This window comes from Variovorax sp. Soil_C_19, from assembly GCF_057657255.1.
Window position 1 is genome coordinate 400,797 of the sequence record NZ_JBDGIV010000002.1, and the last position, 24,501, is coordinate 425,297.

The window sequence follows — 24,501 nt, forward strand, 5'->3', positions numbered from 1 at the left end:
GGCAAGCTCCGGAACGTATGCAGACCCCTCCTTCTTCTCTTCGGCATTCCCCATCCCGGCGCCGGCTGCTGCGCGCCCTGGGTGCCTCCGCGGCCCTGCCGCTGCCGCTCTCGGCGCTGGCCGGCTTCAATTTCTTCACGAGCGAATACACCGCGACCCGCGACGAGCTGCAGGCGCAGATCGCGAAGCGCTTTCCGGTGGCCGAACGCTATGCCGAGATCTTCATGGTCGGCCTGCGCGATCCGCAGCTGGGCCTGGATGCACGCAGCAACCGCGCCGCCATCACGGCGATGTTGACGATCGCGAGCCCGCTGCTGGCGGCCTCGCCGGTGCAGGGCCTGGTGTCGGTCAGCAGCGCCTTGCGCTACGACGCGGCGGCGCGCGCCCTGCGACTCGACCAGCCCAAGGCCGAACGTCTGGAATTGCAGGGCGTGCAAGGCCGCGATGCGGAACGGCTGCAGAAGATCGGAGCGCTGGTGGCGCAGGAGCTGCTCCACGGACAGGTGCTGCGCAGCTTCACGGCCGAAGAGCTCACGGTCGGGCGCAAGACCTACGAGATCGGCGACATCACGGTCCAGGACGACGGCATCAAGGTACAGCTCAAATGACATCCCTTTTCTTCCAGCCGCGTGCCATCGTCGCGGCCTGCCTGGCCGGCGCGATGCTGGCCGCGGGCTGCGCGGCGATCATGCCCCACGCCAAGCAGCACTTCGACCTGCAGGCCCACCGCGGCGGCCGCGGCCTGGCACCCGAGAACACGCTGGCCGCGTTCTCGAACGCACTCGACCTCGGCGTGACCACGCTCGAACTCGACATCGGCCTCACCGCCGACGGCGTGGTCGTGGTTTCGCACGACACCCGCCTCAACCCCGACCATACGCGCGACGCGAACGGCGCCTGGCTCGCGCCGAAGAGCGGGCCCGCGGTCCGCGCGCTCACGGCCGCGCAACTGCAGGCCTACGACGTGGGCCGCCTCAACCCGGCGAGCAACTACGGCAAGCAGTTCGCGCTGCAGCTGCCGCGCGACGGCGAGCGCATTCCGACGCTGGCCGCGGTGTTCGACCTGGTGCGTGCGCGCGGCGCGCATGCCGCCACGGTGCGCTTCAACATCGAGACCAAGATCGATCCGACACGGCCCGACGAGACCGCCGCCCCGGAACCGATGGTGCGCGCGTTGCTCGCGGAGATCGACAACGCGCAGATGGGCGGCCGCGTGACGGTCCAGAGCTTCGACTGGCGCACGCTCGCGCTGGTCGGACAGCTTGCGCCCCAATTGCCGCGCGCCTATCTGAGCTCCGCGCGCACGCTCAAGGACCGCCGCTGGACAGCCGGGCTCGATGCCGCGGCGTTCGCCTCGACGCCGCAGCTCGTGAAGGCCGCGGCGGGCGCCTCGCCGGGGCCCGTGAGCTGGTCGCCGGCGCACGCCGACCTCACGGCCGCGGCGGTCCGCGAAGCGCAGGGCCTCGGCATGAAGGTGCTGCCCTGGACCGTGAACCAGCGGGCCGACATGCTGCGGCTCATGGACTGGGGCGTGGACGGCATCATCACCGACTACCCCGACGTGCTGCGCGACCTGATGCGCGAGCGCGGCCTGTCGCTGCCGCCGCCCGGAAAGGCCGCTTCGTGAACGCCGAGGCAGTACGGCAGCTCGGCGCGATCGCCGCGCAGGTCGAGGCGCTGCGCAGGGACAGCGGCGGCTCGGTCGCCGCGTTCTCGGGCGAAGCCCGCGCCAGCACCGAACTGCTCGCGGGCCTGCCGCCGCGCTATGGCGACGTGCTGCTGAACCTGCTCGACAGGCTCGAATCGAGCGCGCTGTTCAGCGAGGAAAGCTGCTCCTTCAGCCAGAAGGACCTGCTCGACAACCTGCAGGTGTGGGTCGACAAGGCCCGCGCGCAACTCATCGACTGATGTTTCCGAAAGAACCTGCCATGCAACGACGCACCCTCTTGCTGCGCGCCGCCCCTGTGATCGCGCTGGGCGCCACCGCCACCTGGCCGCTTTCCGCCGCGGCCGCCGCGCCAATGATCGAGATATGGAAAGACCCGAACTGCGGCTGCTGCCAGGACTGGGTTGCGCACCTCGAGGCGAACGGCTTCGCGACCCGCGTGCACGACGACGGCAATGGCGCCGCGCGCGCGCGGCTCGGCATTCCGACGGCGCTCGGTTCGTGCCACACCGGCCGGGTCGGCGGCTACGCGCTCGAAGGCCATGTGCCGGCCCGCGAGGTGCGCCGGCTGCTGCAGGAGAAACCGAAGGCGATCGGCCTTGCGGTGCCCGGCATGCCGATCGGCTCGCCCGGCATGGATGGCCCCGCCTATGGCGGCCGGCGCGATCCCTACGAGGTGCTGCTGGTGCAGGCCGATGGACGCAGCCGGGTCTACCAGACTTACCGCTGATCCAGCGGCACCGGTCAGCCGAAGCGCGCCGGGCTGAAGGCGTCGAGCGCTATCTCTGGCGCAACACCCGCCAGCAGTTGCGCCGCCAGCCGGCCGGTGCGCGCCGAGCCGCACAGGCCGACGTGGCCATGCCCGAAGGCGAGCACCACATCGCGGCTGGCCGCCGCAGGCCCGATGCACGGCAGGCCATCGGGCAGGCTGGGCCGATGGCCGAGCCAGTGCTTCACCGCGACATCACCGGCCTGCGCCGCCGCCGCGGGAAACATCGACAGCAGGTGGCGACGCAGGATCTCGGCCCGGCGCCAGTCGGGCGCGGCCTCGAGCCCGCCGATCTCGACCTGGCCGGCAGCGCGCAGGCCGCCGTCCATCCAGTGCGCAATGAGCTTGCCGTCGGCCGCCATCGTGGGCGTGCGCGGGCCGGCAGTGGCGCCTTCGATGACCACGTGGTAGCCGCGCTCCGATTCGAGCGGCACCGCCGAGCCCGCGGCCGCCGCAAGCGGCCCCGAGCGCGCGCCGGCGCAGATGGCCGCAGCGTCGCATTCGATCTCGCCGGCCTCGGTCTGCACCGCGCGCAGGCGCCCGCCCTCGATGCGGAAACCCGTGGCACGCGTGGCGGCGCGCTCGGCACCTGCGGCTTGCGCATGGCGCGCGAGCGCGGCCACGTAGGCACCCGGATCGCGGCAGTGACCCGCCTCGGGCACGAAGATGCCGAGCGTGTAGCGCTCGGCGAGGTCGGGCTCGCGCTGCCGCAGTTCCGCCGCTGGCCATTCCTCCCATTGCACGCCCGTACGCGCACGCACGCGCCAGGCGAGCGCATCGCTTTCGAACTCCTCGCGCGAGCGGTAGGCATGCAGCAGGCCGCGCTGCTCGATGAGCTGCGGCACGCCGGCCTCGGCGGCCAGTTGTGCATGCAGGGCCGGAGCGTCGGCAAGCAGCGTGCGCAATGCGTCGGCGGTGCGCTGCACGCGCGGCTCGGTCCAGCCCGAGGCGAGATAGCGCAGCAGCCATGGCAAGGCGCGCGGCAGGTGGCGCCAGCGCACGGCCAGCGGCCCGAGCGGATCGGCGAGCCAGCCCGGCACCTTGCGCCAGGCACCGGGCAGCGCGGGCGGCACCACCGAATGCGACGACAGCCAGCCCGCGTTGCCGTAGCTCGTCGCGTGGGGACCGCCGGGTTCGCCAGGCTCGATCACGGTCACGCGCAGCCCCGCGCGCAGGGCCTCGATGGCGGTGGCGCTGCCAACCGCGCCGGCGCCGATCACGACGGCATGGCGCAGGACGGCGGGCGTGGAGAAACTTCTTGCAACTGTCATGACGCTGATCGTAGAGGGTGTGCAGCCCATAATCGGCCGCCATGCCCGTTCCGTCCCCCGCACACTCCTCGCCGGCTGCGCCGTCCTCCGGCGCCATCACCGATGTCGCCGGCATCGAGGTCGGCCACTTCTCGGACACCCGCCGCCCCACCGGCTGCACCGTGGTCCTCGCGCGCGAAGGCGCCGTGGCCGGTGTCGACGTGCGCGGGGCCGCGCCCGGCACGCGCGAGACCGACCTGCTCTCGCCCGGCAACCTGGTGCAGCAGGTGCACGGCATCGTGCTTGCAGGCGGCAGCGCCTGGGGCCTGGCCGCGGCCGACGGCGCGATGCGCTGGCTCGAGGAACGTGGGGTCGGGCTGGACGTGCGTTTCGGCACGCTGCCCATCGTGCCCGCCGCGGTGCTGTTCGACCTGCCGCTCGGCGATGCGCGCATCCGCCCCGATGCCGAGGCGGGCTACGCCGCGTGCGAGGCGGCAAACCGCACGGCGCCGGCCGAAGGCAACGTGGGCGCCGGCAGCGGCGCCCTGGTCGGCAAGCTGTTCGGCTTGCACAGCGCCATGAAGGGCGGCATCGGCACGGCCTCGGTCACGGTGGGCGGTGTGACGGTGGGCGCGCTGATCGCGGTGAACGCGCTCGGCGACGTGATCGACCCCGACACCGCGCAGCCGGTGGCCGGCGCGCGCACCGAAGACGGCCATGCACTGCGCGACACCCGCCGCGCCCTGCTGCGCGGCGAGCTGCCACGGCCGCTGCTCGCCGGCACCAACACCACGATCGGCGTGGTCGCGACCGATGCGGTGCTCACGAAGGTGCAGGCCAACCGCCTGGCCAGCGTGGCGCACGACGGCCTGGCGCGCGCCATCAACCCGGTACACACCATGAGCGACGGAGACACGCTGTTCGCGCTTGCCACCGGCCGCGTGCCCATCGACGGACCCGATGCCGGTACCCGGCCCGGCATGACGGTGCTCGGCACCATGGCCGCCGAGGTCGTGGCGCGCGCCACCCTGCGCGCCGTGCTGGCCGCGCGCGCGGTCACGGTCGGCGCGCTGCACTTCCCTTCCGCGGCCGACCTTGCGGCCGCAACGAAAGACTGATCCCGCCATGGCCATGCCCAAGACATTGAAGCTGATCCTGCTGTCGATCCGCGACCTGATCGCCTCCGCCGGTCCCGTCGTCTTCCTCGTGATCGGCGTGCTGATCGCTGCCTACTGGTGGCTCGATCCGCAGCCGCCGCGGCATGTGACGCTGGCCACCGGGCCGAGCGGCAGCGCCTATTCGCAGTTCGGCAAGCGCTATGCCGAGGCACTCAAGGCGAGCGGCATCGAGGTCGAGCTCAAGGCGACCTCGGGCTCATCGGAGAACCTCGACCTGCTGCGCAACGGTGGTGCCGACGTGGCTTTCGTGCGCGGCGGGAGCGCCGATCCGGTGGCCGACGAGGAAGCCGGGCTTACCTCGCTCGGCAGCCTGTTCTTCGAACCGATCTGGCTCTTCTACCGCGCCGACTCCGCGCAGAAGGTCGACCGCAAGACCGGCACGCTGACCTCGCTCGCGCAACTGCGCGGCCTGCGCGTGAACGTCGACATGGCGGGCAGCGGCCTGCCCGAGATCATGGAGCGACTCTTCAGGGCCAACCACGTCGAGGCCGACGCGCTGCAGCTGTCGAACCTCGAACAGGCCGCCGCCACCGAGGCGCTCCAGGCCGGGCTGCTCGACGTCATCGTGCTCGCCTCGGCGCCCGAATCGCCGCAGGTGCAGCGGCTGCTGCGCGCGAGCGACATCAAGCTGATGGACTTCGGCCAGGCCGACGCCTACTCGCGGCGCTTTCCGTTTCTCTCGGCGGTCACGCTGCCGCGCGGCGTGGTCGATCTCGCGCGCGAACTGCCGCCCTCGGACGTGACACTGCTGGCCGCCACCACCTCGCTGCTATCGCGCGAGGAAACCCATTCCGCCCTGCGGCAGCTGTTCGCCGAAGCCGCGCAGGGCGTGCACAGCGACGCCGGCTGGTTCAACCGCGCGCGCGATTTTCCGAACACGCGCACCAGCGAACTGCCGGTGAGCCCCGAGGGCGACCGCGCCATCAACGGCACGCCGCCGTTCTGGCAGCGCTACCTGCCCTTCTGGGCCAGCAACCTGATCGAGCGCATGTGGCTCGTGCTCGGCGGCCTGCTGGTGCTGATGCTGCCGCTGAGCCGGGTCGTGCCGCCGCTCTACCAGTTCCGCGTCAGGCGGCGTGTGTTCCGCTGGTATGCGCGCCTGCGCGACATCGAGACCAAGGTCGACACGCGCCAGGGCGAGCGCGAGGAATTGCTCGAAGAACTCGAGGAACTCGACCGCGTCGTCAACAAGGTGGCCGTTCCGCTCTCGTACGCCGACGAGCTCTATGCGCTGCGCAACAACATCCACACGGTGCGCAAGCGGGTGCAGATGCGCTGGCCGCAGCCGGGCGACTTCGCGCCGCGCGCGGCAGCGGCCGCAGGGCCTGCAGAAAGCGCTTGACTTCGAGCGCGCTCGAACTTCGAGAATTCCCGCCATGGAAGCCAGCCTGACCATTGCGGAAGTCGCACAGCGCACCGGCCTCACGGCCCACACGCTGCGCTACTACGAGCGAATCGGACTGATCGCCGCGGTGCCCCGCGCACCGGGTGGCCAGCGCCGCTATGCGAGCGCCGACCTCGACTGGCTGGCTTTCCTGTTGCGCCTGCGCGAGACCGGCATGCCCATCCAGGGCATGCGGGCCTTCGCCAGGCTTCGAAGCCAGGGGGACGCCAGTGTCGGGGAACGGCGCGAGATGCTCGAACGGCATCTTGCCGAGGTCCAGGCCAAGGTGGCGGCGCTGCAGCAATCGACACAGGCGCTGTCGCTCAAGATCGCGCACTACCGCGCCATCGACAGGAAGCGTTCCTCGTCACCGGGCACCGCGCCCGAAGGAAAGACGAGCGATGACAGACATTCAATCCAGCGACGCGAACCACGACGGCCACGACAACCTGCGCTACCGGCGCGGACTGGCGAAGCTCCACGAAATCGACGGTGAGGGCGGCGTCAAGGTCGTCGAGAGCCTGGCCGGCATTGCACCCGACTTCGCTCGCCTCTTGATCGAGTTTCCGTTCGGCGACATCTATTCGCGCCCCGGCCTCGACCTGCGCTCGCGCGAGATCGCCGTGGTGGCCGCGCTCACCGCCATGGGCAATGCCGCGCCGCAGCTCCGGGTGCATATCCAGGGTGCGCTCAATGTCGGCGTCACGCGCACCGAAGTGATCGAGACCATCATGCAGATGGCGGTGTACGCGGGCTTTCCGGCCGCCTTGAACGGGCTGGCAGCCGCGCGCGAGGTGTTCGCCGCGCAGACCGAACTGGAGGAGGCTGCATGAAGCACCGTGATTTCCGCGTGCGCCTGCCGCTGCTCGGTCTGGCGCTGCTTGCGCCCGCAATGGACGCGCCCGCCCTGCCGGCCTGGACGCTCGCGTCACGGCCCCTGCATGCCGGTCTGGCATCCCCGGTCGGCATGGCCTACGACGCGGCAGGCCATCTGCATGTCGCGAACTGGTCGGCCGGCACCGTGCTGCGCTTCGCACCAGACGGCACCCGCAAGGTGTTCGCATCGGGCCTGAGCGGACCGAGCGGGCTGGCCATCGGCCCTTCCGGCGACATCTTCGTGGCCTCCTACAACGAGGACCTGGTGTGGCGCTTCACGCCTGGCGGCAGGCAGAGCGTGTTCGTGCGCGGCCTGGCGACACCGGCGGGCCTGAGCTTCGACAGCAAGGGCCGGCTGCTGATCGCGAACCGCCGCACCCACCAGATCCTCGCGGCGCATCCCGACGGCACGATCGACGTCGTCGCCGAAGGCTTGCAGACGCCGGTCGGCGCGGTCGAGCTGCCGAGCGGCGAGTTGATGGTCAGCAACATCGCGGGCGGCATCTCGCTGGCCGGACCCGGCGCACGCGCAAGCGCACGAACCATCCATGATGGGCTGCGCAGTCCGGGGCCCGGCATCGTCGCAGACCGAGAAAGCGACGCCGCGTACGTGGTCGACTATGGCGGCACGACGGTGAGCCGCATCGACCGCGAGGGCCGCCGCACCGTGCTGGCGGACGGCCTCGCGAGCCCGGTAGGGCTCACCCGCACGCCCGACGGCCATCTGCTGGTCGCCACGTGGGGGACGAACGCGGCCTTCCGGCTGGAGCGGCCGGCAGCGACGCCAGGAAGTCATCGACCAAGGCTTCAGGGGCTTCCAGCGGGACCAGGTGTCCGGCGCCCGGAAACACGGTGACCGCAACGTCACCAGGCAGCCTCGACGCCAGTTCGGCGGCCTGTGCAGCGGGCAGCCATGGATCATCCTCGCCCCAGCCGATGCGTGTCGCGCAACGAACCTCACCCAGTCGAGCGGCCAAGGGCCTGGTGTGTTCGGGCGTCAGCTGTGCCATCTGACGATAGAACGCGGCCTGCCCTGCCTCGGTCGTCCACGGACGGCTGAGCGCATCGACCCAATCCGCAGCGCCGCGCGAGGCGGCGCTCGCCCCCGCGATGTATTCGCGCACGATGGCGGTGTGAAAGCGCGGCGGCAGTGCGGCGAAGACGTTCTGGTTCTGCGCCAGGAGCCGGAACAACGGCGAACCCCAAGGGTCCAGCGTGACGGCATCCAACAGGTACAGCGACGCGAAATCACGCTGCGCCAGGAGGTGTGCGCCGAGCGCCACGGCACCGCCGACGTCGTGCGCAATGACATGCGGTTCGGCAAGCCCCCAGTGATCCAGAAGCGCGGCAAGGCGACGCCCCTGGCGCCGAAGATCGGCCATCTGGCCGGCAGGACCGATGGAAGCGCCGTAGCCGGGCATGTCCCAAAGAAAGACGCGATAGCCGGCGGCCATGAGAAGTCGGGCGGCAGGCATCATGACGGCCGCGGAGAACGGCGTGCCGTGGCAGATCACGACATCGCCCAGGGCCGCTGCTCGCGGCGCGACGACATAGGTGGCGACGATCGCATCGTCGATCTCGACCGGCATGGACCGAGGGAGCGTGAGGTCATGGGTGTGATGCATGGCACCAATTCTGGAACTTCAGGTCGACCTGAAGTCAAGCGGTACCATCGGCCGATGAAGATCGGTCTAGCCGCAAGAGAAATCGGCGTCGCCGCCCACGTGCTTCGCCATTGGGAAGACGAGGGTGTTGTGGTCCCGGGCCGCACCGACGCAGGCCATCGCGACTACGGCGATGAACACCTGCAGCGCCTGCGCATCGTGTGCGCCTGCCAGGAAGTGGGCCTCAGCCTTGCCGAAATCCGCAGTGTTCTTCACCGCGGCGAGCATGAGCGCGCGCAGGTGATCGACAGGAGGCTGCAGGCGATCCGGCGGCAGAAGCAGGAACTGGACGCCGCGCAGGCGTTCCTCTCGCACGTAAGAAGTTGCCGGCACGACCTCACCACGCGATGCGAGGACTGCTCGCGGTACGCGCAACGGCGCCCAGCGTCCCCTCATCGGCCGCTCGCAAAGGCAAGCGGCCGCGCACGAGCTACTTGAGGGCCTTGTAGCGCATGCGCTTGGGCTTGGCGCCTTCTTCGCCCAGGCGCTTCTTCTTGTCGGCTTCGTACTCCTGGTAGTTGCCGTCGAAGAAGGTCCACTGGCTGTCGCCCTCGGCCGCGAGGATGTGGGTAGCGATGCGGTCGAGGAACCAGCGGTCGTGGCTGATGACCATGACCGTGCCAGCGAACTCGAGCAGCGCGTCTTCCAGCGCGCGCAGCGTTTCCACGTCGAGGTCGTTCGACGGTTCGTCGAGCAGCAGCACGTTGCCGCCCGCGATCAGCGTCTTGGCCAGGTGCAGCCGGCCGCGTTCACCGCCCGACAGCGTGCCGACCTTCTTCTGCTGGTCGGCGCCGTTGAAGTTGAAGCGGCCCGCGTACGCGCGGCTGGCCATCTGGAACTTGCCGACGTTGATGATGTCCAGGCCGTTCGAGATGTCTTCCCACACGGTCTTGTTGTTGGCGAGTTCGTCGCGGTGCTGGTCGACGAAGGCCATCTTCACGGTCTGGCCGATGACGACCTCGCCCGAATCCGGTTTTTCCTTGCCCGCGAGCAGCTTGAACAGCGTCGACTTGCCGGCGCCGTTCGGGCCGATGATGCCGACGATCGCGCCCGGCGGCACGGTGAAGCTCAGATTGTCGATCAGCATGCGGTCGCCGAAGGACTTGCTGACGTTGTGGAACTCGAACACCTGCTGGCCCAGGCGTTCCGCCACCGGAATGAAGATTTCCTGGGTCTCGTTGCGCTTCTGGTATTCCATGTCGCTCAGCTCCTCGAAGCGGGCGAGGCGCGATTTGCTCTTGGCCTGACGTGCCTTCGGGTTCTGGCGCGACCACTCGAGTTCCTTCTTCAGGGCCTTGGCGTGGGCTTCTTCGCTCTTCTGCTCCTGCGCCAGGCGTTCGCCCTTCTGCTCGAGCCAGGTGCTGTAGTTGCCCTTCCACGGAATGCCGCGACCGCGGTCCATTTCCAGGATCCACTCGGCCGCGTTGTCCAGGAAATAGCGATCGTGGGTGATGGCCACCACGGTGCCCGTGAAGCGCTGCAGGAACACTTCGAGCCACTCGACCGATTCGGCGTCCAGGTGGTTGGTCGGTTCGTCGAGCAGCAGCATGTCGGGCTTGGACAGCAGCAGGCGGCACAGTGCCACGCGGCGCTTTTCACCGCCCGACAGCAGGCCGATCTTGGCGTCCCACGGCGGCAGGCGCAACGCGTCGGCGGCGATTTCCAGTTGATGTTCGGAATCGGTGCCAGCGGTCGCGATGATGGCTTCGAGTTCAGCCTGCTCGGCCGCCAGCGCATCGAAGTCGGCGTCGTCGGCACCGTAGGCGATGTACACCTCTTCGAGGCGCGCCTTGGCCGCAAAGACTGCGCCCATCGACTCTTCAACCGATTCGCGCACCGTGTGCTCGTGGTTGAGCTTGGGTTCCTGTTCCAGATAGCCGATCGTCATCCCCGGCATGGGCAGTGCCTCGCCCTCGAACTCCTTGTCGACGCCCGCCATGATCTTGAGCAGCGTGGACTTGCCCGAGCCGTTCAGGCCGAGCACGCCGATCTTGGCGCCGGGGAAGAAGGAAAGGGAAATGTCTTTCAAGAGCTGCCGCTTTGGCGGCACGGTCTTGCTGACACGGTTCATCGAATAGACGTATTGAGCCATGGTGTGTGTGGTGAAAAATCGGTTGGAGCTTGGGGCAAATTATGCCGGGCGCCTGCTGGAGGCCCCGGCGGCCCCGCCGTGCAGCCCTGATTTGGCCGCAATTGAAAAAACCTGACTGCTGATGGCAGCACCTTTGCATTTTCGCAAAGGCATTCGTGAAAAACCCCCGATTCCCCTGCTTCTGCTGGCCGCCGCGCCCGAAAGGCATGGGTAGGCTCAGGTCACAGAGATCGCCGCGCGCACCAAGCGCGGCCGATGAGGTGCCGAATTTCCGGCGCGTCGATCGCTCAGCAGGAAACCAATGTTCACACACGCCTGGCTGCGCAAGTCGCAGTCGTTGTCGCGCGCGCTCCGGAGCGCGCCACCTTGGTCGGGCGTTCTGCTCTGCGCCGGCTTCATCGTGCTGACCGGCTGCGGTAGCGCCAACCGCCTCCCCACCAGCCAACCTGCGGCGCCCGTCGTCCGAAGCGTCGCCCATGTCCCCGCCGCCGGGCCGCGGGCGCCGCGGTCAGTCACGGCGCCGTTGCGCTGTACCGTGGATGTCTACGCGGACAGCATCATGGCCAACAACGGCACGCAGGAACGTCCGATCGCCTCCCTTCAGAAACAGTACCCGGCCCTGACCTTCGTCGATCACTCGGCCCCCGAGGTGCTGTTGACCGACCTTGCGCGCCGCTTCGACGAGCTGCCGCGCAGCGGCCGCTGGGTCGTGATCGAGAGCGGCGTGATCGACGCGTGGCGCAATGTGAAGCCCGCGCTCTACGTCCAGGCGCTGCAAGACATCATCGACGGCTTGCGTGCGGAGGGCCGCGAGCCGATCCTCACCGGCTTCTCGCGCCAGATCGAAATGCCCGCGCTGCACATCCGCAAACCCCAGTTGATCCGGCGTGCCCGCTACGACGAGCTCACGCGCCTGGTGGCACTCGACAGGAAAGTGGCCTTCGTCGATTGGGGCGCGGTGCGTTTCGATGGTCCCGACGACCTGCAGGACGGCATCCATCCGAGCCGGGCCTACAGCGACCGGCTGTTCCGGAAGCTGCTCACCACGCTCGAACGCGTGACCGATTGCAGGTAATGGGCGCCCCAAACGCCGACTCATGCGACAATAGCGCTGTTGCCGGGTCCAGTTGCCCGCAACGCCGGCTCTCTGCCGGGGACGAAGAAAGCCCATCCAGCCTTGGCAACCCCAAGCGCCATCAACCCTCTTGCGAGGGTGGACTTTCCGGCTCCCACCCCTGACCTTCATCTGCCTTGACTGGCTCGGCGTCACCATGACGCCAAGCGGGCCGATGTCACTGCGCCGTGTATGGCGCTTATTGTTTCCAATGAATTTTGACGAACTGAAGCTGGCCCCTGCCATCTTGAAGGCTGTGCACGAGCACGGTTACGACACCCCCACCCCCATTCAGGCACAGGCCATCCCGGCCGTTCTCGAGGGCCACGACCTGCTCGGCGGCGCCCAGACCGGCACCGGCAAGACGGCCGCCTTCACGCTGCCGATGCTGCACAAGCTCAGCACCAGCACGCGCGCCACCAACAAGTTCGGCGGCATCGGCGTGCGCGCCCTCGTGCTCACGCCGACGCGCGAACTCGCCGCCCAGGTCGAGGAATCGGTGCGCACCTACGGCAAGTACCTCGAACTCGATTCGACCGTGATCTTCGGCGGCGTGGGCATGAACCCGCAGATCAGCAAGCTCAAGAAGGGCGTCGACATCCTCGTGGCCACGCCGGGCCGCCTGCTCGACCTGCAGCAGCAGGGCATGCTCGACCTGGGCCAGGTCGAGATCCTGATCCTCGACGAAGCCGACCGCATGCTCGACATGGGCTTCATCCACGACGTGAAGAAGATCCTCGCGCTGGTGCCCAAGCAAAAGCAGAGCCTGCTGTTCTCGGCCACCTTCAGCGACGAGATCCGCGACCTCGCGGCCACGCTGCTCAAGAATCCGCAGAGCATCCAGGTCACGCCGCGCAACACCACCGTGCAGCGCATCACGCAGGTGATCCACCCCGTGGGCCGCGGCAAGAAGAAGGCGCTGCTCGCCCACATCATCAACGAGAACAAGTGGAGCCAGGTGCTCGTGTTCACGCGCACCAAGTTCGGTGCCAACAGCGTGGCCGAATTCCTCACCAAGAACGGCATCCAGGCCATGGCGCTGCACGGCAACAAGAGCCAGAGCGCGCGCACGCAGGCGCTGGCCGGCTTCAAGAGCGGCGACATCCGCGCGCTGGTGGCCACCGACATCGCAGCCCGCGGCATCGACATCGACGAGCTGCCGCACGTCGTGAACTACGAGATCCCGAACGTCAGCGAAGACTACGTCCACCGCATTGGCCGCACCGGCCGCGCCGGTTCGAGCGGCGAGGCCGTGAGCTTCGTCTGCATGGACGAAGAAGGCTTCATGCAGGAGATCGAGCGCTTCACGAAGCAGACGATCCCGGTGCAGTTCATCGAAGGCTTCGGCCCCGAGGAAGGCGAACGCGCCGAACCGATCGCCATGGGCCGCCAGACCATCTGGGGCGGCGCAGGCCGTCCGCCGAGCCGCGACGTCATGCAGGCGGCCGCCAAGGCTGCCCGCACCGAGATGCTGCAACGCGTCCGCGAGAACAAGGCCGGCCAGGGCGGTGGCGGCAACGCCGGTGCCGGCAATGGCGGCGGACAGCGCCGCGGTGCTGGAGGCGGTGGCGGTGGCGGTCAAGGCCGCAATGCCGGCGGCCAGGGACAAGGCCAGGGTCCGCGCGGCCAGGGCGCCCGCCCGCCGCAGGGCCGCGGCCCCCAGGCGCCGGCGCGCAGCGCACCGCACCAGCACGCGCCGCACCAGCACCTGCCGCATGAAGAGCGCCAACCGCGCCATCATGGCAACAGCCACAGCCCCACGCAGGCCAACCAGGTGGCGCACCTGCGCGCCGAAGCGGTGGAAGGCGCGGCAGGCCAGCCCGATCCGCTGCGCACGAGCGTCGACCACATGGGCGGCGGCCGCGGACGCGGCGGGCGTCCGGGTGGCGGCGGCGGCTACGGCGGCAGCCGCTCGGGCGGCGGTGGCCGTTCGGGTGGTGGCGGTGGCTACGGCGGTGGCGGCGGTGGTGGTGGCGGTGGAAACCGTTCGGGCGGCGGCGGCGGCCGTTCGTTCGGGCGCTGAGCCGAGGCGCGGGCCGAACACCCGCGCTTCACACCAACAAAGGGCACCTCTCGGTGCCCTTTTTTCCTTGCATCGGCGTCAGGCAGGCCGCACGACGACAAGACACAATCGCACGCCATGGCCCACATCCCGCCCAACTACGCCACCCTCTTCGTCGCCACCTGCAACCTGCTGAATCTCGCCAACCCGCACCGGGTCTTCTACGAGAACCAGGAGCCCTACGACGAACGCGACCACGAGCGCAAGATCGAATGGACGGGCGAACGCTTCCGCACGCTCAATGCCGACGTGCTCGCGGTGCAGGAAGTCTGGGACGAGGCCGCGCTGAAGGCCGCCATCGCGCGCAGCGGCCTGCGCTACGACTTCGTCTCGGTGCCGGGCGCGGAGAACACGCCGCCGCTGAACGGCGCACAGGGCACGCCGCGGGTGGGCATCGCGACGCGGCTTCGCGTCGAGCATGCCCAGTCGTTCGTCGACTTCCCGCCGGGCTTCGGCGTCGAGGTGCCGGGGCTGGGGCAGCACACGCGATTCGAACGCCCGCCGTTCCTCGTCACGGTGCGCATGAAGCATGGCCAGCCGGTGCACGTGCTGACGGTGCACCTGAAGTCGAAGCGGCCGAAGTTCCTGCTCGATGCAGCGGGCCAGCCACTCGAGGACCGCGACGACCGCAAGGTCGGCGCGATGGCATCGCTGCGCTCGCTGCTGATGCGCGGCGCCGAGGCAGCCGCGCTGCGCTGCATCGTGATCGACCTGCTGGCGAACACCCGGGTGCCGCTGGTGGTGATGGGCGACTTCAACGACGACCCGCACAGCGTGACCACCCAGCTGGTGGCCGCCACCGCCGAGGTCGCCTACGACAAGGGGGCGCGCGACGTTGCGCTCTTCAACGCCTACGAGATGCAGGGCGAATCGGCGCTCAAGAAGGACGTGGCCTATTCGCACATCCACCAGGGCTTTCCGGCCGTGCTCGACCAGATCTTCGTGAGCGAGGAATTCGTCGCCACGAGCCGCAACAGCCTGGGCGACGTGCGCCGGGTCGATTACTTCAACGATCACCTGCACGAAGGCCGCGACCGCTCGCGTTCGGACCACGGCTTCGTGCGTGCGCTGCTGCGGCTGCGCACGGACTGACGGGTCGCCCTTTCCCGGCCTTCAGGCCTTCGACACCCGCACCATCGCATCGGCGCGCTTGTGCAGGTCGGGCAACAGCTCGAGGCCGAGGCCCGGCTTGTCGTTGAGGCTGATCATGCCGTTCTCGACCTTCGGCAGCTCGGTGACGAGCTCCCGGTACCAGCCCGTGAAGAAGGCGCGCACGCTCTCCTGAACCAGCGCATTGGGCGCATGCAGGCTCAGGTGCGTGGAGGCGGCCCAGACCACTGGCCCGGTGCAGTCGTGCGGCGCCACGGGCAGCTGCCAGGCGTCGGCCATGGCGGCGATCTTCCGCGCTTCGGTCAGGCCGCCGCACCAGCTCAGGTCGAGCATCGCCACGCCGGCCACGCCGGTCTGCAGATAGTCCTTGAAGCCCCACTTGTAGCTCAGCGTCTCGCTCGCGCAGACGAGCGCCTTGCAGTCCCTTGCGTACTGCGTGAGCAGGTCGAGGCTGTCCATGCGGATGGCATCCTCGTGCCAGAAGGTGTCGAACTCCTGCAGCGCCCGCGCGATCTTCTGCGCCATCGGCAATCGCCACAGGCTGTGGAACTCGACCATGATGTCCATCTTGCCGCCCACGGCCTTGCGGATCTTGCGGAACGGTTCCAGCGCGGCATCGAGGTCTCCGTTGCTGATGTACTGGCCATGGCTCTTCTCCGCGGCCGGGTCGAAGGGCCAGATCTTCATCGCCGTGATGCCTTCGGACAGCAGCGATTCGGCCAGCTCGTCCGCATGGTGCAGGAAGCCCTGCAGGTCTTCGTAGGGGCCGTTGTTGTTGGCGAGCCCCCAGTTCGAACTGGTCTGGTTGGTGGCGCTACGGATGTATTGGTAGCCCGCGCAGGTGTTGTAGATGCGGATGGCGTCGCGGCTCTTGCCGCCGAGCGCCGTGTGCACCGGCATGTTGGCGGCTTTGCCGAACAGGTCCCAGAGCGCGATGTCCACCGCCGAGTTGCCGCGCGTCTCCACGCCCGATCCGCGCCATCCGAGGTAGCCCGTGATGTCGCGGTTGCGCGCCTCGATCTGCAGCGGATCGGTGCCCAGCAGCTTGTGCGCCGCCCACTCGTGCAGGTAGGCCTCGACGGCCTCTGCACCCATGAAGGTTTCGCCGAGGCCGACCAGTCCCTCGTCGGTGTGCAGCCGCACCCACAGGATGTTCGGGAACTCGCCGAGGCGGATGGTTTCGACTTTCGTGATTTTCATGAAGAGGGTCCAAAAAAAGAAAAAGCCGCAGCGGCTCGCACCGCGCGGCTTTCACAGGGGACTCAGGCCATGCCGGGAAGCCTCAGCCTCCGCGTGCCTTCTTGAGAGCGTCCGTCACGACGCCCACGGCCTCGGCGCCGATGGTCGGCACGTTCTTGTCATACACCGGCTTGACCTTCTCGAGCATGCGCTTCTGCTCGGCGGCCGAGACCTCGTTGACCGTCATCGTCTTGCGCAGGTTCGCGAGCGACTTCTCGTTGAGCGCGCGATTGGCTTCGCGCTGGACCTTCTGGCCTTCCTTGGCGGCTTCGCGCAGCACGGCCTGCTCCTGCGGGTTGAGCTGGTCCCACAGCTTCTTGCTGTAGAGGATCAGGAACGGCGTATAGGCGTGCCGCGTGACGCTCAGGTACTTCTGCACTTCGCTGAACTTCGAGGTCTCGATCGTCACGAAGGGGTTTTCCTGGCCGTCGATGGTGCGGGTCTCGAGCGCGGTGAACACCTCGCCGAAGGCCATCGGCACGGCGTTGGCGCCCAGCGTCTTGAACGAGTCGAGGAAGATGTTGTTCTGCATCACGCGCAGCTTCACGCCTTCGAAGTCCTCGGCCTTCGCGACCGGCTTTTTGCTGTTGGTGAGATTGCGGAATCCGTTCTCCCAGTAGGCCAGGTTCACGAGGCCGGCGGCTTCGAGCTTCTTGTTGAAGTACTCGCCCGCGGGACCATCGAGCACCGCGTCGGCCTCCTTCTCGCTGGCGAACAGGAACGGCAGGTCGAAGGCGCCGAGCTCCTTCACGATGCCCACCAGCGGCGAGCTCGAGGTGCACACCATCTCCTGCGTGCCCGCACGCAACGCCTGCGTGGCCGGCAGGTCGCCGCCCGCCGCACCGCCCCAGAAGGCGACGATCTTCATCTTGCCGCCAGTCTTGGCGGCCAGCACTTCCTGCATCTTCTTCACGCCCACGCCCACCGGGTGGTCCTCGTTCACGCCGTTGGTGAACTTGATCGTGCGTTCGGCAAATTGGGCGATGGCACCGGTCGATGCGAGCAGGCCGCCGGCCACGAGGGCGGCGGTCATTAGGGTTCTGCGAAACAGCATGCTTGTCTCCTTCGATTGCAAGGGTTGGTTGATTGAATGGACTGACAGAGAAAGGATAAAAACTAGCGCCCCATCCACCACTGGAGCGGCACGGTCACGAGTTGCGGGAAGAACACCAGCGCGAACAGCACGACCAAGTGCGCGATGAAGAACGGCATCACGCCCTTGAAGGCATCGTCCATCGAGATGCGCGCCACGCCGCTCACCACGTTGAGCACCGTACCAACAGGCGGCGTGATCAGGCCGATAGCGTTGTTCATGATGAACATCACGCCGAAGTACACCGGGTCGATGCCGGCCTTGAGCACCACTGGCATCAGCACCGGCGTGAGAATCAGCACGGTCGGCGTGAAGTCGAGTGCGGTGCCCACGATGACGATCAGCACCATCATCATGAACATCAGCAGGATCTTGTTGTCCAGGAACGGCTCGAGCAGCGAAACCACCTCGGCGGGAATGTTCGCCACCGTGATCAGCCAGGCGCTGACCATCGCGGCCGCGACGAGGAACATCACCACGGCCGTCGTCTTGCCGGCCGCGAGCGTCAGGCGGTAGAGGTCGCGCACCTTCAGTTCACCGTAAACGAAAACGCCGACGAGAAGCGAGTACACCGCGGCCACCACGGCCGCCTCGGTGGGCGTAAACACGCCGAACTTCATGCCACCGATGATGATGACCGGCAGCGCCAGCGCGAGGCTGCCCTGCGCCGTGACCTTGAGCCGTTCGCCCCATGGCACGCGCGGCGACGAACGCACGTTCTCCTTCTTGGCCACGATCCACCAGGCGACGCCGACCGCCAGCCCCATCAGGATGCCGGGCACGATGCCCGCGAGGAACAGCTTGGTGATCGACACGTTGCCGGCCACGCCGAACACGATGAGGCCGATCGACGGCGGAATCACCGGCGCGATGATGCCGCCCGCGGCGATGAGGCCGGCCGAGCGGTTCAGCTGGTAGCCGGCGGCCTTCATCATCGGGATCAGCAGTGCGGCCAGGGCCGCGGTGTCGGCGACGGCCGAGCCCGAAAGCGAGGCCATGATGATCGCCGCCAGCACTGCCACGTAGCCCATGCCGCCGCGGTAGTGCCCGACCCAGGCCATCGCGAGGTTCACGATCCGCCGGCTCAGGCCGCCGGCATTCATGAACTCGCCGGCCAGGAGGAAGAACGGCACTGCAAGCAGCGGAAAGTTGTCGGCGCCGTCGACGAAGCGCTGCGCGATGATCTGGCTGTCGAAGGCCGGCAGGCCGCCGGTGGCGGCGAGCCATGCCATCAGCGAGACGCCGCACACCAGCAGCGAGTACGAGATCGGGATGCCCAGCGCCATGGCGCCGAGCAACGAGACGATGAAGATCGTGACCGTCATGGCGCCACCTTTGCTTGCGCCGGGGCATCGAGCACCTGGTCTTCGGATTCCCTGACCTGAATCAGTTCATGGTCGGGCACGCGCCCCCTGAAGAGCCGCCAGAGCTTGTCGATGTTGAAGAGCGCCATCACCACCGACACGATGTAGCCGATGCCGTAGATCCAGATCATCGAAATGCCGACCACGGGCGAGATGTTGGTCACCTGCAGTTCGTGCATCTGGTAGGTGCCCATGAAGAACAGCACGTTGCAGAACAACATGAGCGCCTGGCTCAGGAAGAAGCAGAGCTTCTTGCCGCCGCGCGGCAGGTGCTTGATGAGCGTGTCGACCCCGAGATGCGCGCCCTCGCGCATGGCCACCATGGCGCCGATGTACGTGAGCCAGATGAAGCAGTAGCGCGACATCTCGTCCGACACCGAGATGCCGGAGTTGAATCCGTAGCGCAGCACCACGTTGCCGAACACCATGATGACCATCGCCACCATGCACGCGACCACGAGGAACTCCAGCACGCGAAAAAAACCGTCGACTGCGCTCTTCATCACCTTCTCTCCTGTCTTGCGGTGTTGTTATGGAATGGGTCGCCGTCCGCTCGCTAGAGCGGAAAGGCCTTGAGCTGCGTGGCCGGCCGGCTGATGCGCGGCAGCTTCTTGCGCGACGCCAGCACCTGCTCGATGTCATGGCGCGCGCCGTCGATCAGAACCAGAACGGCCTTCTCGGCGCGGGCCGATTCGCGCGCGATCACGGCGTCGAGCACTGCGCGGTGCAGCGGCAGCGACGTGGCAGGCCCGTCTTTTCGGCTGGTGGAGATCTCGAAGCTGGTGCGCAGCAGCGCGCCCAGCGCACGGCTCATCTGCACCAGCATGCGGTTGTGGCTGGAGCGGATAAGTCCCTGGTGAAAGCGCAGGTCGGGCGTGATGTAGTCGCCGCCGAACTCGATGGCGCGCTTCATGCCCGCGTAGGCGTCTTCCATCTCGGCGATGTCCGCGGCCGTGGCGCGCAGCGCGGCCAGCCCGACCGCGGCAGGCTCGACCACACGGCGCAGGTCCTGCAGGTCGCGCAGGAACTCAGCCGAGAGGCCGGCCTGCGTCTGCCAGACGATCACGTCGGCGTCGAACCAGTTCCACTGGTCCGACGGCTGCACGCGCGTGCCCACCTTCGGGCCGCTGGTCACGAGCCCCTTGGCGATCAGCGACTTGATCGACTCGCGCACCACGGTGCGGCTCACGCCGAGCGCCTCGCACAAGAGCGGCTCCGGCGGGATCGACGCGCCGGGCGCATAGCGACCCGCAACGATGTCGCTGCCGATGCGGTCGACCGTGTTGCCGTGGACGTTTTTGATCATGCCTGCGTGCGTTGTGGTTGTTGTCCGGTCCCTGGTCCGGCCGCTCGGAAACCCTGAACGGCGGATGGCGTGTCGCGCTTATCATATGATGATTGAAAATTGTTAACGGCAGGAAAAACCCTGACCTGCCGGCATTCCTTCCAGCCACGGAGACAACGATGAGCACGCCACCGAAGAAGAAGAAACCCGAAGAACTGCGCAGCCAGCAATGGTTCGGCCGCACCGACCGTGACGGGTTCATCTACCGCAGCTGGGTCAAGGGCAAGGGCGTGCCGCACGACCAGTTCGACGGCCGCCCGGTGATCGGCATCTGCAACACCTTCAGCGAACTCACGCCCTGCAACTCGCATTTCCGCACGCTCGCCGAGCAGGTCAAGATCGGCGTCTACGAGGCCGGCGGCTTCCCGCTCGAGTTTCCGGTGATGTCGCTCGGCGAGACGCTGCTGCGTCCCACCGCCATGCTGTACCGCAACCTCGCGAGCATGGACGTGGAAGAGAGCATCCGCGGCAATCCGCTCGACGGCGTGGTGCTGCTCATGGGCTGCGACAAGACCACGCCCGCGCTCATGATGGGCGCCGCCAGCGTCGACCTGCCGACCATCGGCGTCTCGGGTGGCCCGATGCTCTCGGGCAAGTGGCGCGGCCAGGAACTCGGCTCTGGCACCGGCGTATGGCAGATGAGCGAGCAGGTGCGTGCGGGCACGCTCAAGCTGCAGGACTTCTTCGAGGCCGAGAGCTGCATGCACCGTAGCCACGGCCACTGCATGACCATGGGCACCGCCAGCACCATGGCGAGCATGGTCGAGTCGCTGGGCATCGGGCTGCCGGGCAATGCGGCCTACCCCGCCGTCGACGGCCGCCGCAACGTGCTTGCGCGCATGGCGGGCCGGCGCATCGTCGACATGGTCCATGAAGACCTCCACATGTCGAAGATCCTCACGCGCCAGGCGATCGAGAACGCGATCAAGGTCAACGCGGCCATCGGCGGCTCGACCAACTTCGTGATCCACCTGCTCGCCATCGCGGGCCGCATCGGCGTGGAACTCACACTCGACGACTTCGACCGCCTCGCCTCCGAGCTGCCCTGCCTGGTGAACCTGCAGCCCTCGGGCCAGTTCCTGATGGAAGACTTCTGCTACGCCGGCGGCCTGCCGGTGGTGATGAAGGAAATCGCCGACCTCCTGCACAAGGACGTGATCACCGCGAACGGGCAGACGCTCTGGGAGAACGTGAAGGACGCCGAGAACTACAACGCCCAGGTCATCCGCCCGCTGGCCGAGCCCTTCAAGGACAAGGCCGGCATCTGCGTGCTGCGCGGCAACCTCGCGCCCAACGGCGCGATCATCAAGCCGAGCGCGGCCACGCCCGGGCTGCTGGTGCACAAGGGCCGCGCGGTGGTGTTCGAGAGCGCCGACGACCTGCACAAGCGCATCGACGACGAGGCCCTCGACATCGACGAGCACTGCATCATGGTGCTCAAGAACTGCGGCCCCAAGGGCTACCCCGGCATGGCTGAGGCCGGCAACATGCCGCTGCCGCCGAAGGTGCTGCGCAAAGGCATCACCGACATGGTCCGCATCAGCGACGCACGCATGAGCGGCACCGCCTACGGCACCGTGGTGCTGCACACCGCGCCCGAGGCCGCGGCGGGCGGGCCGCTGGCGCTTGTGCAGGACGGCGACATCGTCGAGCTCGACGTGCCGAACCGCCGTTTGCATCTGCACGTCAGCGACGAGGAGCTCGCGAAGCGGCGCGAGCAATGGGTCGCGCCCAAGCCGCCGCTCGATTCGGGCTACTGGAAGCTCTATGTCGACACGGTGCTGCAGGCGGACCAGGGCGCCGACCTCGCGTTCCTGCGTGGCCGGCGCGGCCCCTTCGTGCCACGCGACAACCACTGACATGGCCAGGCTGGTCGCGATCGACTGGGGCACGAGCTCGCTGCGCGGCGCATTGCTCGATGCCGGCGGCAAGGTGCTCGAAGAGCGCAGCGATCCGCGCGGCATCCTCAAGGTGCCTGCGGGCGGCTTTGCCGCGGTGTTCGAATCCCTGTTCGCCGACTGGATGCAGCCGGCCGGCACGCGCTGCCTGATCTCCGGCATGGCCGGCAGCAAGCAAGGATGGGTCGAGGCGCCCTACTGCGCGTGTCCGGCGGGCCGGGTCGAGATCGGGCGCAGCATCATCGACATCGATGCTGGCCTGCCTGGTGCGCGCGTCGCCATCGTGCCGGGCCTCAGCGACGCGCACGACGGCGTGCCCGACGTGATGCGCGGCGAGGAAGTGCAAATCCTCGGCGCGGTGGCGCTCATGGGCGTGGACGAAGGCGTCTTCGTGCTGCCCGGCACGCACAACAAGTGGGCCACGGTCAAGAAGGGCCGCGTGACGGGCTTTCGCACCTTCATGACGGGCGAGTTCTATGCGCTGCTGAGCCAGCATTCGATCCTCGCGCGCACGCTCCGGGCCGATGCGCCGCTCGACGAGGCCGCGTTCGCGCAAGGCGTGGCGCGCGCCGACAACGGCCAAGGCCTGCTGCACAACGCCTTCGGCGCACGCACGCTTGCGCTGTTCGACCGCCTGCCCGCGCAGGAGGTCTCGAGCTATCTGTCGGGCCTGCTGATCGGCGAAGAGCTGCGCACGCAATCGCTGCACGCCTTCGGCGAGGTGGTGCTGATCGGCGCGCCGGCGCTGACCGAGCGCTATGCCCTCGCACTGCGCACCACGGGCGTCGCCACGCGCACGCTCGGTGCCGAAGCCACATGGGCCGGACTGCACGCGCTGTCCGGCTTTCTCGACGCAGACAGGAGCTCGACCTCATGACCACCACGCCCCGCGAAAAATTCGATACAGCGATGCGCGCGCTGCCGCTCGTCGCGATATTGCGCGGCCTCACGCCGCCCGAAGCCGCCGACATCGGCGATGCGATCGTCGCGTCGGGTTTCGGGCTGCTCGAGGTGCCGCTCAATTCGCCCGATCCCTACGCCAGCATCGCGCTGATGCGCGCGCGCTTTCCGGCCGCGCTCGTGGGCGCCGGCACCGTGCTCGACGTGCAGCAGGTGCGCCATGTGCACGACGCCGGCGGCGAACTGGTGGTGGCGCCCAACTTCGATGCCGACGTGATCGCCGAGGCCGTGCGGCTCGGCATGGTCTGCCTGCCCGGCGTGATGACGCCGACCGAGGCCTTCGGCGCGCTGGCGGCGGGTGCGACCGGCCTCAAGCTGTTTCCGGCCGAACTCGCGTCGCCGGCGGTGGTCAAGGCCCTGCTCGCTGTGCTGCCGCCGGGCACGCCGTTGATGCCCGTGGGCGGCATCACGCCGGCCAACATGGGCGAATGGCGCGCGGCCGGCGCGGCCGGCTTCGGCATCGGCTCCGCGCTCTACAAGCCTGGCAAGTCGGCAGCGCAGGTGCGTGCCGATGCCGAGCGCTTCGTCGCCGCATACACGGGCGCGACCCGCGCCTGAACACCCTTCGCTTCATCCATTCATTCACGTCCACGAGGAAAGCGCGATGTCCGCAGATCAGCAATACGCCAGCCCCTCCGTGCGCACCCTGCGCGAAGACCTTGCGCTCGCACTGCGCGCTGCCGCCCACCACGGCCTGTCCGAAGGGGTGTGCAACCATTTCAGCGTCATGCTGCCGGGCGCCCAGGACCGCTACCTCATCAACCCGCGCGGCCTGCACTGGAGCGAGGTCGGGCCCGACGACATCGTGCTAATCGACGTGCATGGCGAGGTGCTGGCCGGCCGCCACCGCGTCGAGCCGACCGCGCTGTTCATCCATGGCGCGGTGCACCGGCTGACCGGCCATGCGGTGGTGCTGCATTGCCACATGCCCTATGCCACCGCGCTCACGCTGACGGCCGACCGCGCGCTCGACCCGACCCTGAGCCAGAACGCGATGCGCTACATGAACCGCATCGCGATCGACGCGGTGTACAACGGCCTCGCGCTCGACGATGCCGAGGGCGAGCGCATTGCGCGCGCCATGACGGGCAAGGACGTGGCCTTTCTCGCGAACCATGGCGTGGTCGTGGCCGGCGCCACGATCGCCCATGCCTATGACGATCTCTACTACCTGGAACGCGCCTGCCTGCACCAGGTGATCGCGCAGTCCACGGGCCGGCCGCTGGTTGCGGTCGATCCCGCAATGGCCGCGCATGTGTCCAAGCAGATCCAGGGCGAGCGCGAGCAGTCCGACCTGTTTTTCGAGGCGCTGCGGCGCCTGCTTCCCGCACCACATTGAATTCCGGACGGTGCTGCGGCTTACAGCTCTTCATGGGATTTCGCTCCAGCCTTACAAAGCGTTCACATGGCGCCCCGACGATAGGGCTTCCAACCACT

The 24,501-nt window shown here is 68.1% G+C and carries 24 protein-coding genes; 16 read left to right on the top strand and 8 right to left on the bottom strand.

Annotated features, from left to right (window positions below; genetic code table 11):
• The first annotated feature begins 17 nt into the window (after positions 1 to 17).
• From AC3A6R_RS06335 to AC3A6R_RS06350, 4 genes are read left to right on the top strand one after another with little or no spacing between them, the layout of a single operon-like run.
• Complete coding sequence (locus AC3A6R_RS06335; RefSeq protein ID WP_487864026.1) at positions 18 to 608, top strand: DUF1439 domain-containing protein; 591 nt, start codon at positions 18 to 20, stop codon at positions 606 to 608.
• A complete protein-coding gene (locus tag AC3A6R_RS06340; protein WP_487864027.1) occupies positions 605 to 1,627 on the top strand; it encodes a glycerophosphodiester phosphodiesterase in 1,023 nt (340 codons plus the stop codon). The genes AC3A6R_RS06335 and AC3A6R_RS06340 overlap by 4 nt, the downstream gene beginning before the upstream one ends.
• A 50-nt stretch (positions 1,628 to 1,677) precedes the next feature.
• On the top strand, positions 1,678 to 1,908 hold the full coding sequence (locus tag AC3A6R_RS06345; protein WP_487864141.1) for a hypothetical protein: 231 nt from the start codon (positions 1,678 to 1,680) through the stop codon (positions 1,906 to 1,908).
• A 20-nt stretch (positions 1,909 to 1,928) separates the two neighbouring features.
• Positions 1,929 to 2,396 (top strand): DUF411 domain-containing protein, encoded by a 468-nt coding sequence (locus AC3A6R_RS06350; protein WP_487864028.1) that lies wholly within the window; start codon positions 1,929 to 1,931, stop codon positions 2,394 to 2,396.
• 14 nt (positions 2,397 to 2,410) lie between these two features.
• On the opposite strand, the gene AC3A6R_RS06355 is transcribed toward AC3A6R_RS06350, so the two are convergent.
• Positions 2,411 to 3,706: an NAD(P)/FAD-dependent oxidoreductase gene (locus tag AC3A6R_RS06355; protein ID WP_487864029.1), complete on the bottom strand. Its 1,296-nt coding sequence runs from the start codon at positions 3,704 to 3,706 to the stop codon at positions 2,411 to 2,413.
• Between the two features lie 41 nt (positions 3,707 to 3,747).
• Here AC3A6R_RS06355 and AC3A6R_RS06360 point away from each other — a divergent pair, with 41 nt between their 5' ends.
• The 4 genes from AC3A6R_RS06360 to AC3A6R_RS06375 are packed head-to-tail and all read left to right on the top strand — an operon-like array spanning position 3,748 to position 7,080.
• Entirely contained in the window at positions 3,748 to 4,803 is a 1,056-nt protein-coding gene (locus tag AC3A6R_RS06360; protein ID WP_487864030.1) for a P1 family peptidase, read from the top strand.
• A gap of 7 nt (positions 4,804 to 4,810) precedes the next feature.
• Positions 4,811 to 6,205 carry a TAXI family TRAP transporter solute-binding subunit gene (locus AC3A6R_RS06365; protein WP_487858196.1) on the top strand — a complete coding sequence of 465 codons (1,395 nt, stop codon included), beginning with the start codon at positions 4,811 to 4,813 and terminating at the stop codon, positions 6,203 to 6,205.
• A 34-nt stretch (positions 6,206 to 6,239) separates the two neighbouring features.
• Positions 6,240 to 6,743 (top strand): MerR family transcriptional regulator, encoded by a 504-nt coding sequence (locus AC3A6R_RS06370; RefSeq protein WP_487864031.1) that lies wholly within the window; start codon positions 6,240 to 6,242, stop codon positions 6,741 to 6,743.
• Positions 6,649 to 7,080 carry a carboxymuconolactone decarboxylase family protein gene (locus AC3A6R_RS06375; protein WP_487858198.1) on the top strand — a complete coding sequence of 144 codons (432 nt, stop codon included), beginning with the start codon at positions 6,649 to 6,651 and terminating at the stop codon, positions 7,078 to 7,080. The genes AC3A6R_RS06370 and AC3A6R_RS06375 overlap by 95 nt, the downstream gene beginning before the upstream one ends.
• Positions 7,081 to 7,824: 744 nt before the next feature.
• Here AC3A6R_RS06375 and AC3A6R_RS06380 read toward each other — a convergent pair.
• A complete protein-coding gene (locus AC3A6R_RS06380; RefSeq protein ID WP_487864032.1) occupies positions 7,825 to 8,748 on the bottom strand; it encodes an alpha/beta fold hydrolase in 924 nt (307 codons plus the stop codon).
• 54 nt (positions 8,749 to 8,802) lie between these two features.
• Between AC3A6R_RS06380 and AC3A6R_RS06385 the strand changes: the two genes are divergently transcribed.
• Complete coding sequence (locus AC3A6R_RS06385; RefSeq protein ID WP_487864033.1) at positions 8,803 to 9,225, top strand: MerR family transcriptional regulator; 423 nt, start codon at positions 8,803 to 8,805, stop codon at positions 9,223 to 9,225.
• Here the strand turns inward: AC3A6R_RS06385 and ettA are convergent.
• Complete coding sequence (gene ettA / locus AC3A6R_RS06390; RefSeq protein ID WP_487864034.1) at positions 9,218 to 10,879, bottom strand: energy-dependent translational throttle protein EttA; 1,662 nt, start codon at positions 10,877 to 10,879, stop codon at positions 9,218 to 9,220. The two genes, AC3A6R_RS06385 and ettA, sit on opposite strands and share 8 nt — an antisense overlap.
• Before the next feature lie 301 nt (positions 10,880 to 11,180).
• Between ettA and AC3A6R_RS06395 the strand changes: the two genes are divergently transcribed.
• From AC3A6R_RS06395 to AC3A6R_RS06405, 3 genes are all read left to right on the top strand, one after another.
• Entirely contained in the window at positions 11,181 to 11,954 is a 774-nt protein-coding gene (locus AC3A6R_RS06395; protein ID WP_487864035.1) for an SGNH/GDSL hydrolase family protein, read from the top strand.
• A 250-nt stretch (positions 11,955 to 12,204) separates the two neighbouring features.
• The gene (locus AC3A6R_RS06400) at positions 12,205 to 14,016 is read left to right on the top strand and encodes a DEAD/DEAH box helicase (RefSeq protein WP_487858202.1); all 1,812 of its coding nucleotides are present in this window, start codon (positions 12,205 to 12,207) and stop codon (positions 14,014 to 14,016) included.
• 117 nt (positions 14,017 to 14,133) lie between these two features.
• Positions 14,134 to 15,147 (top strand): endonuclease/exonuclease/phosphatase family protein, encoded by a 1,014-nt coding sequence (locus tag AC3A6R_RS06405; protein WP_487864036.1) that lies wholly within the window; start codon positions 14,134 to 14,136, stop codon positions 15,145 to 15,147.
• A gap of 21 nt (positions 15,148 to 15,168) precedes the next feature.
• Here AC3A6R_RS06405 and AC3A6R_RS06410 read toward each other — a convergent pair whose 3' ends face one another.
• From AC3A6R_RS06410 to AC3A6R_RS06430, 5 genes are all read right to left on the bottom strand, one after another.
• Positions 15,169 to 16,365, bottom strand: coding sequence for a mandelate racemase/muconate lactonizing enzyme family protein (locus AC3A6R_RS06410; RefSeq protein ID WP_487858204.1), 1,197 nt, complete (start codon positions 16,363 to 16,365; stop codon positions 15,169 to 15,171).
• Positions 16,366 to 16,447: 82 nt separating this feature from the next.
• Positions 16,448 to 17,458, bottom strand: a complete 1,011-nt coding sequence (locus AC3A6R_RS06415; RefSeq protein WP_487858205.1) for a TRAP transporter substrate-binding protein — start codon at positions 17,456 to 17,458, stop codon at positions 16,448 to 16,450.
• A gap of 62 nt (positions 17,459 to 17,520) precedes the next feature.
• Positions 17,521 to 18,822, bottom strand: coding sequence for a TRAP transporter large permease (locus tag AC3A6R_RS06420; protein ID WP_487858206.1), 1,302 nt, complete (start codon positions 18,820 to 18,822; stop codon positions 17,521 to 17,523).
• A complete protein-coding gene (locus tag AC3A6R_RS06425; protein ID WP_487858207.1) occupies positions 18,819 to 19,364 on the bottom strand; it encodes a TRAP transporter small permease in 546 nt (181 codons plus the stop codon). The genes AC3A6R_RS06420 and AC3A6R_RS06425 overlap by 4 nt, the downstream gene beginning before the upstream one ends.
• A gap of 53 nt (positions 19,365 to 19,417) precedes the next feature.
• The gene (locus AC3A6R_RS06430; RefSeq protein WP_487858208.1) at positions 19,418 to 20,167 is read right to left on the bottom strand and encodes a FadR/GntR family transcriptional regulator; all 750 of its coding nucleotides are present in this window, start codon (positions 20,165 to 20,167) and stop codon (positions 19,418 to 19,420) included.
• 158 nt (positions 20,168 to 20,325) lie between these two features.
• Here AC3A6R_RS06430 and AC3A6R_RS06435 point away from each other — a divergent pair, with 158 nt between their 5' ends.
• The 4 genes from AC3A6R_RS06435 to AC3A6R_RS06450 are packed head-to-tail and all read left to right on the top strand — an operon-like array spanning position 20,326 to position 24,403.
• Complete coding sequence (locus AC3A6R_RS06435; RefSeq protein ID WP_487864037.1) at positions 20,326 to 22,065, top strand: IlvD/Edd family dehydratase; 1,740 nt, start codon at positions 20,326 to 20,328, stop codon at positions 22,063 to 22,065.
• Between the two features lies 1 nt (position 22,066).
• The gene (locus AC3A6R_RS06440) at positions 22,067 to 22,981 is read left to right on the top strand and encodes a 2-dehydro-3-deoxygalactonokinase (RefSeq protein ID WP_487864038.1); all 915 of its coding nucleotides are present in this window, start codon (positions 22,067 to 22,069) and stop codon (positions 22,979 to 22,981) included.
• The gene (locus AC3A6R_RS06445; RefSeq protein WP_487858211.1) at positions 22,978 to 23,622 is read left to right on the top strand and encodes a 2-dehydro-3-deoxy-6-phosphogalactonate aldolase; all 645 of its coding nucleotides are present in this window, start codon (positions 22,978 to 22,980) and stop codon (positions 23,620 to 23,622) included. Before AC3A6R_RS06440 ends, AC3A6R_RS06445 begins: the two co-directional genes overlap by 4 nt.
• Positions 23,623 to 23,668: 46 nt before the next feature.
• Entirely contained in the window at positions 23,669 to 24,403 is a 735-nt protein-coding gene (locus tag AC3A6R_RS06450) for an aldolase (RefSeq protein WP_487864039.1), read from the top strand.
• Positions 24,404 to 24,501 lie beyond the last annotated feature (98 nt).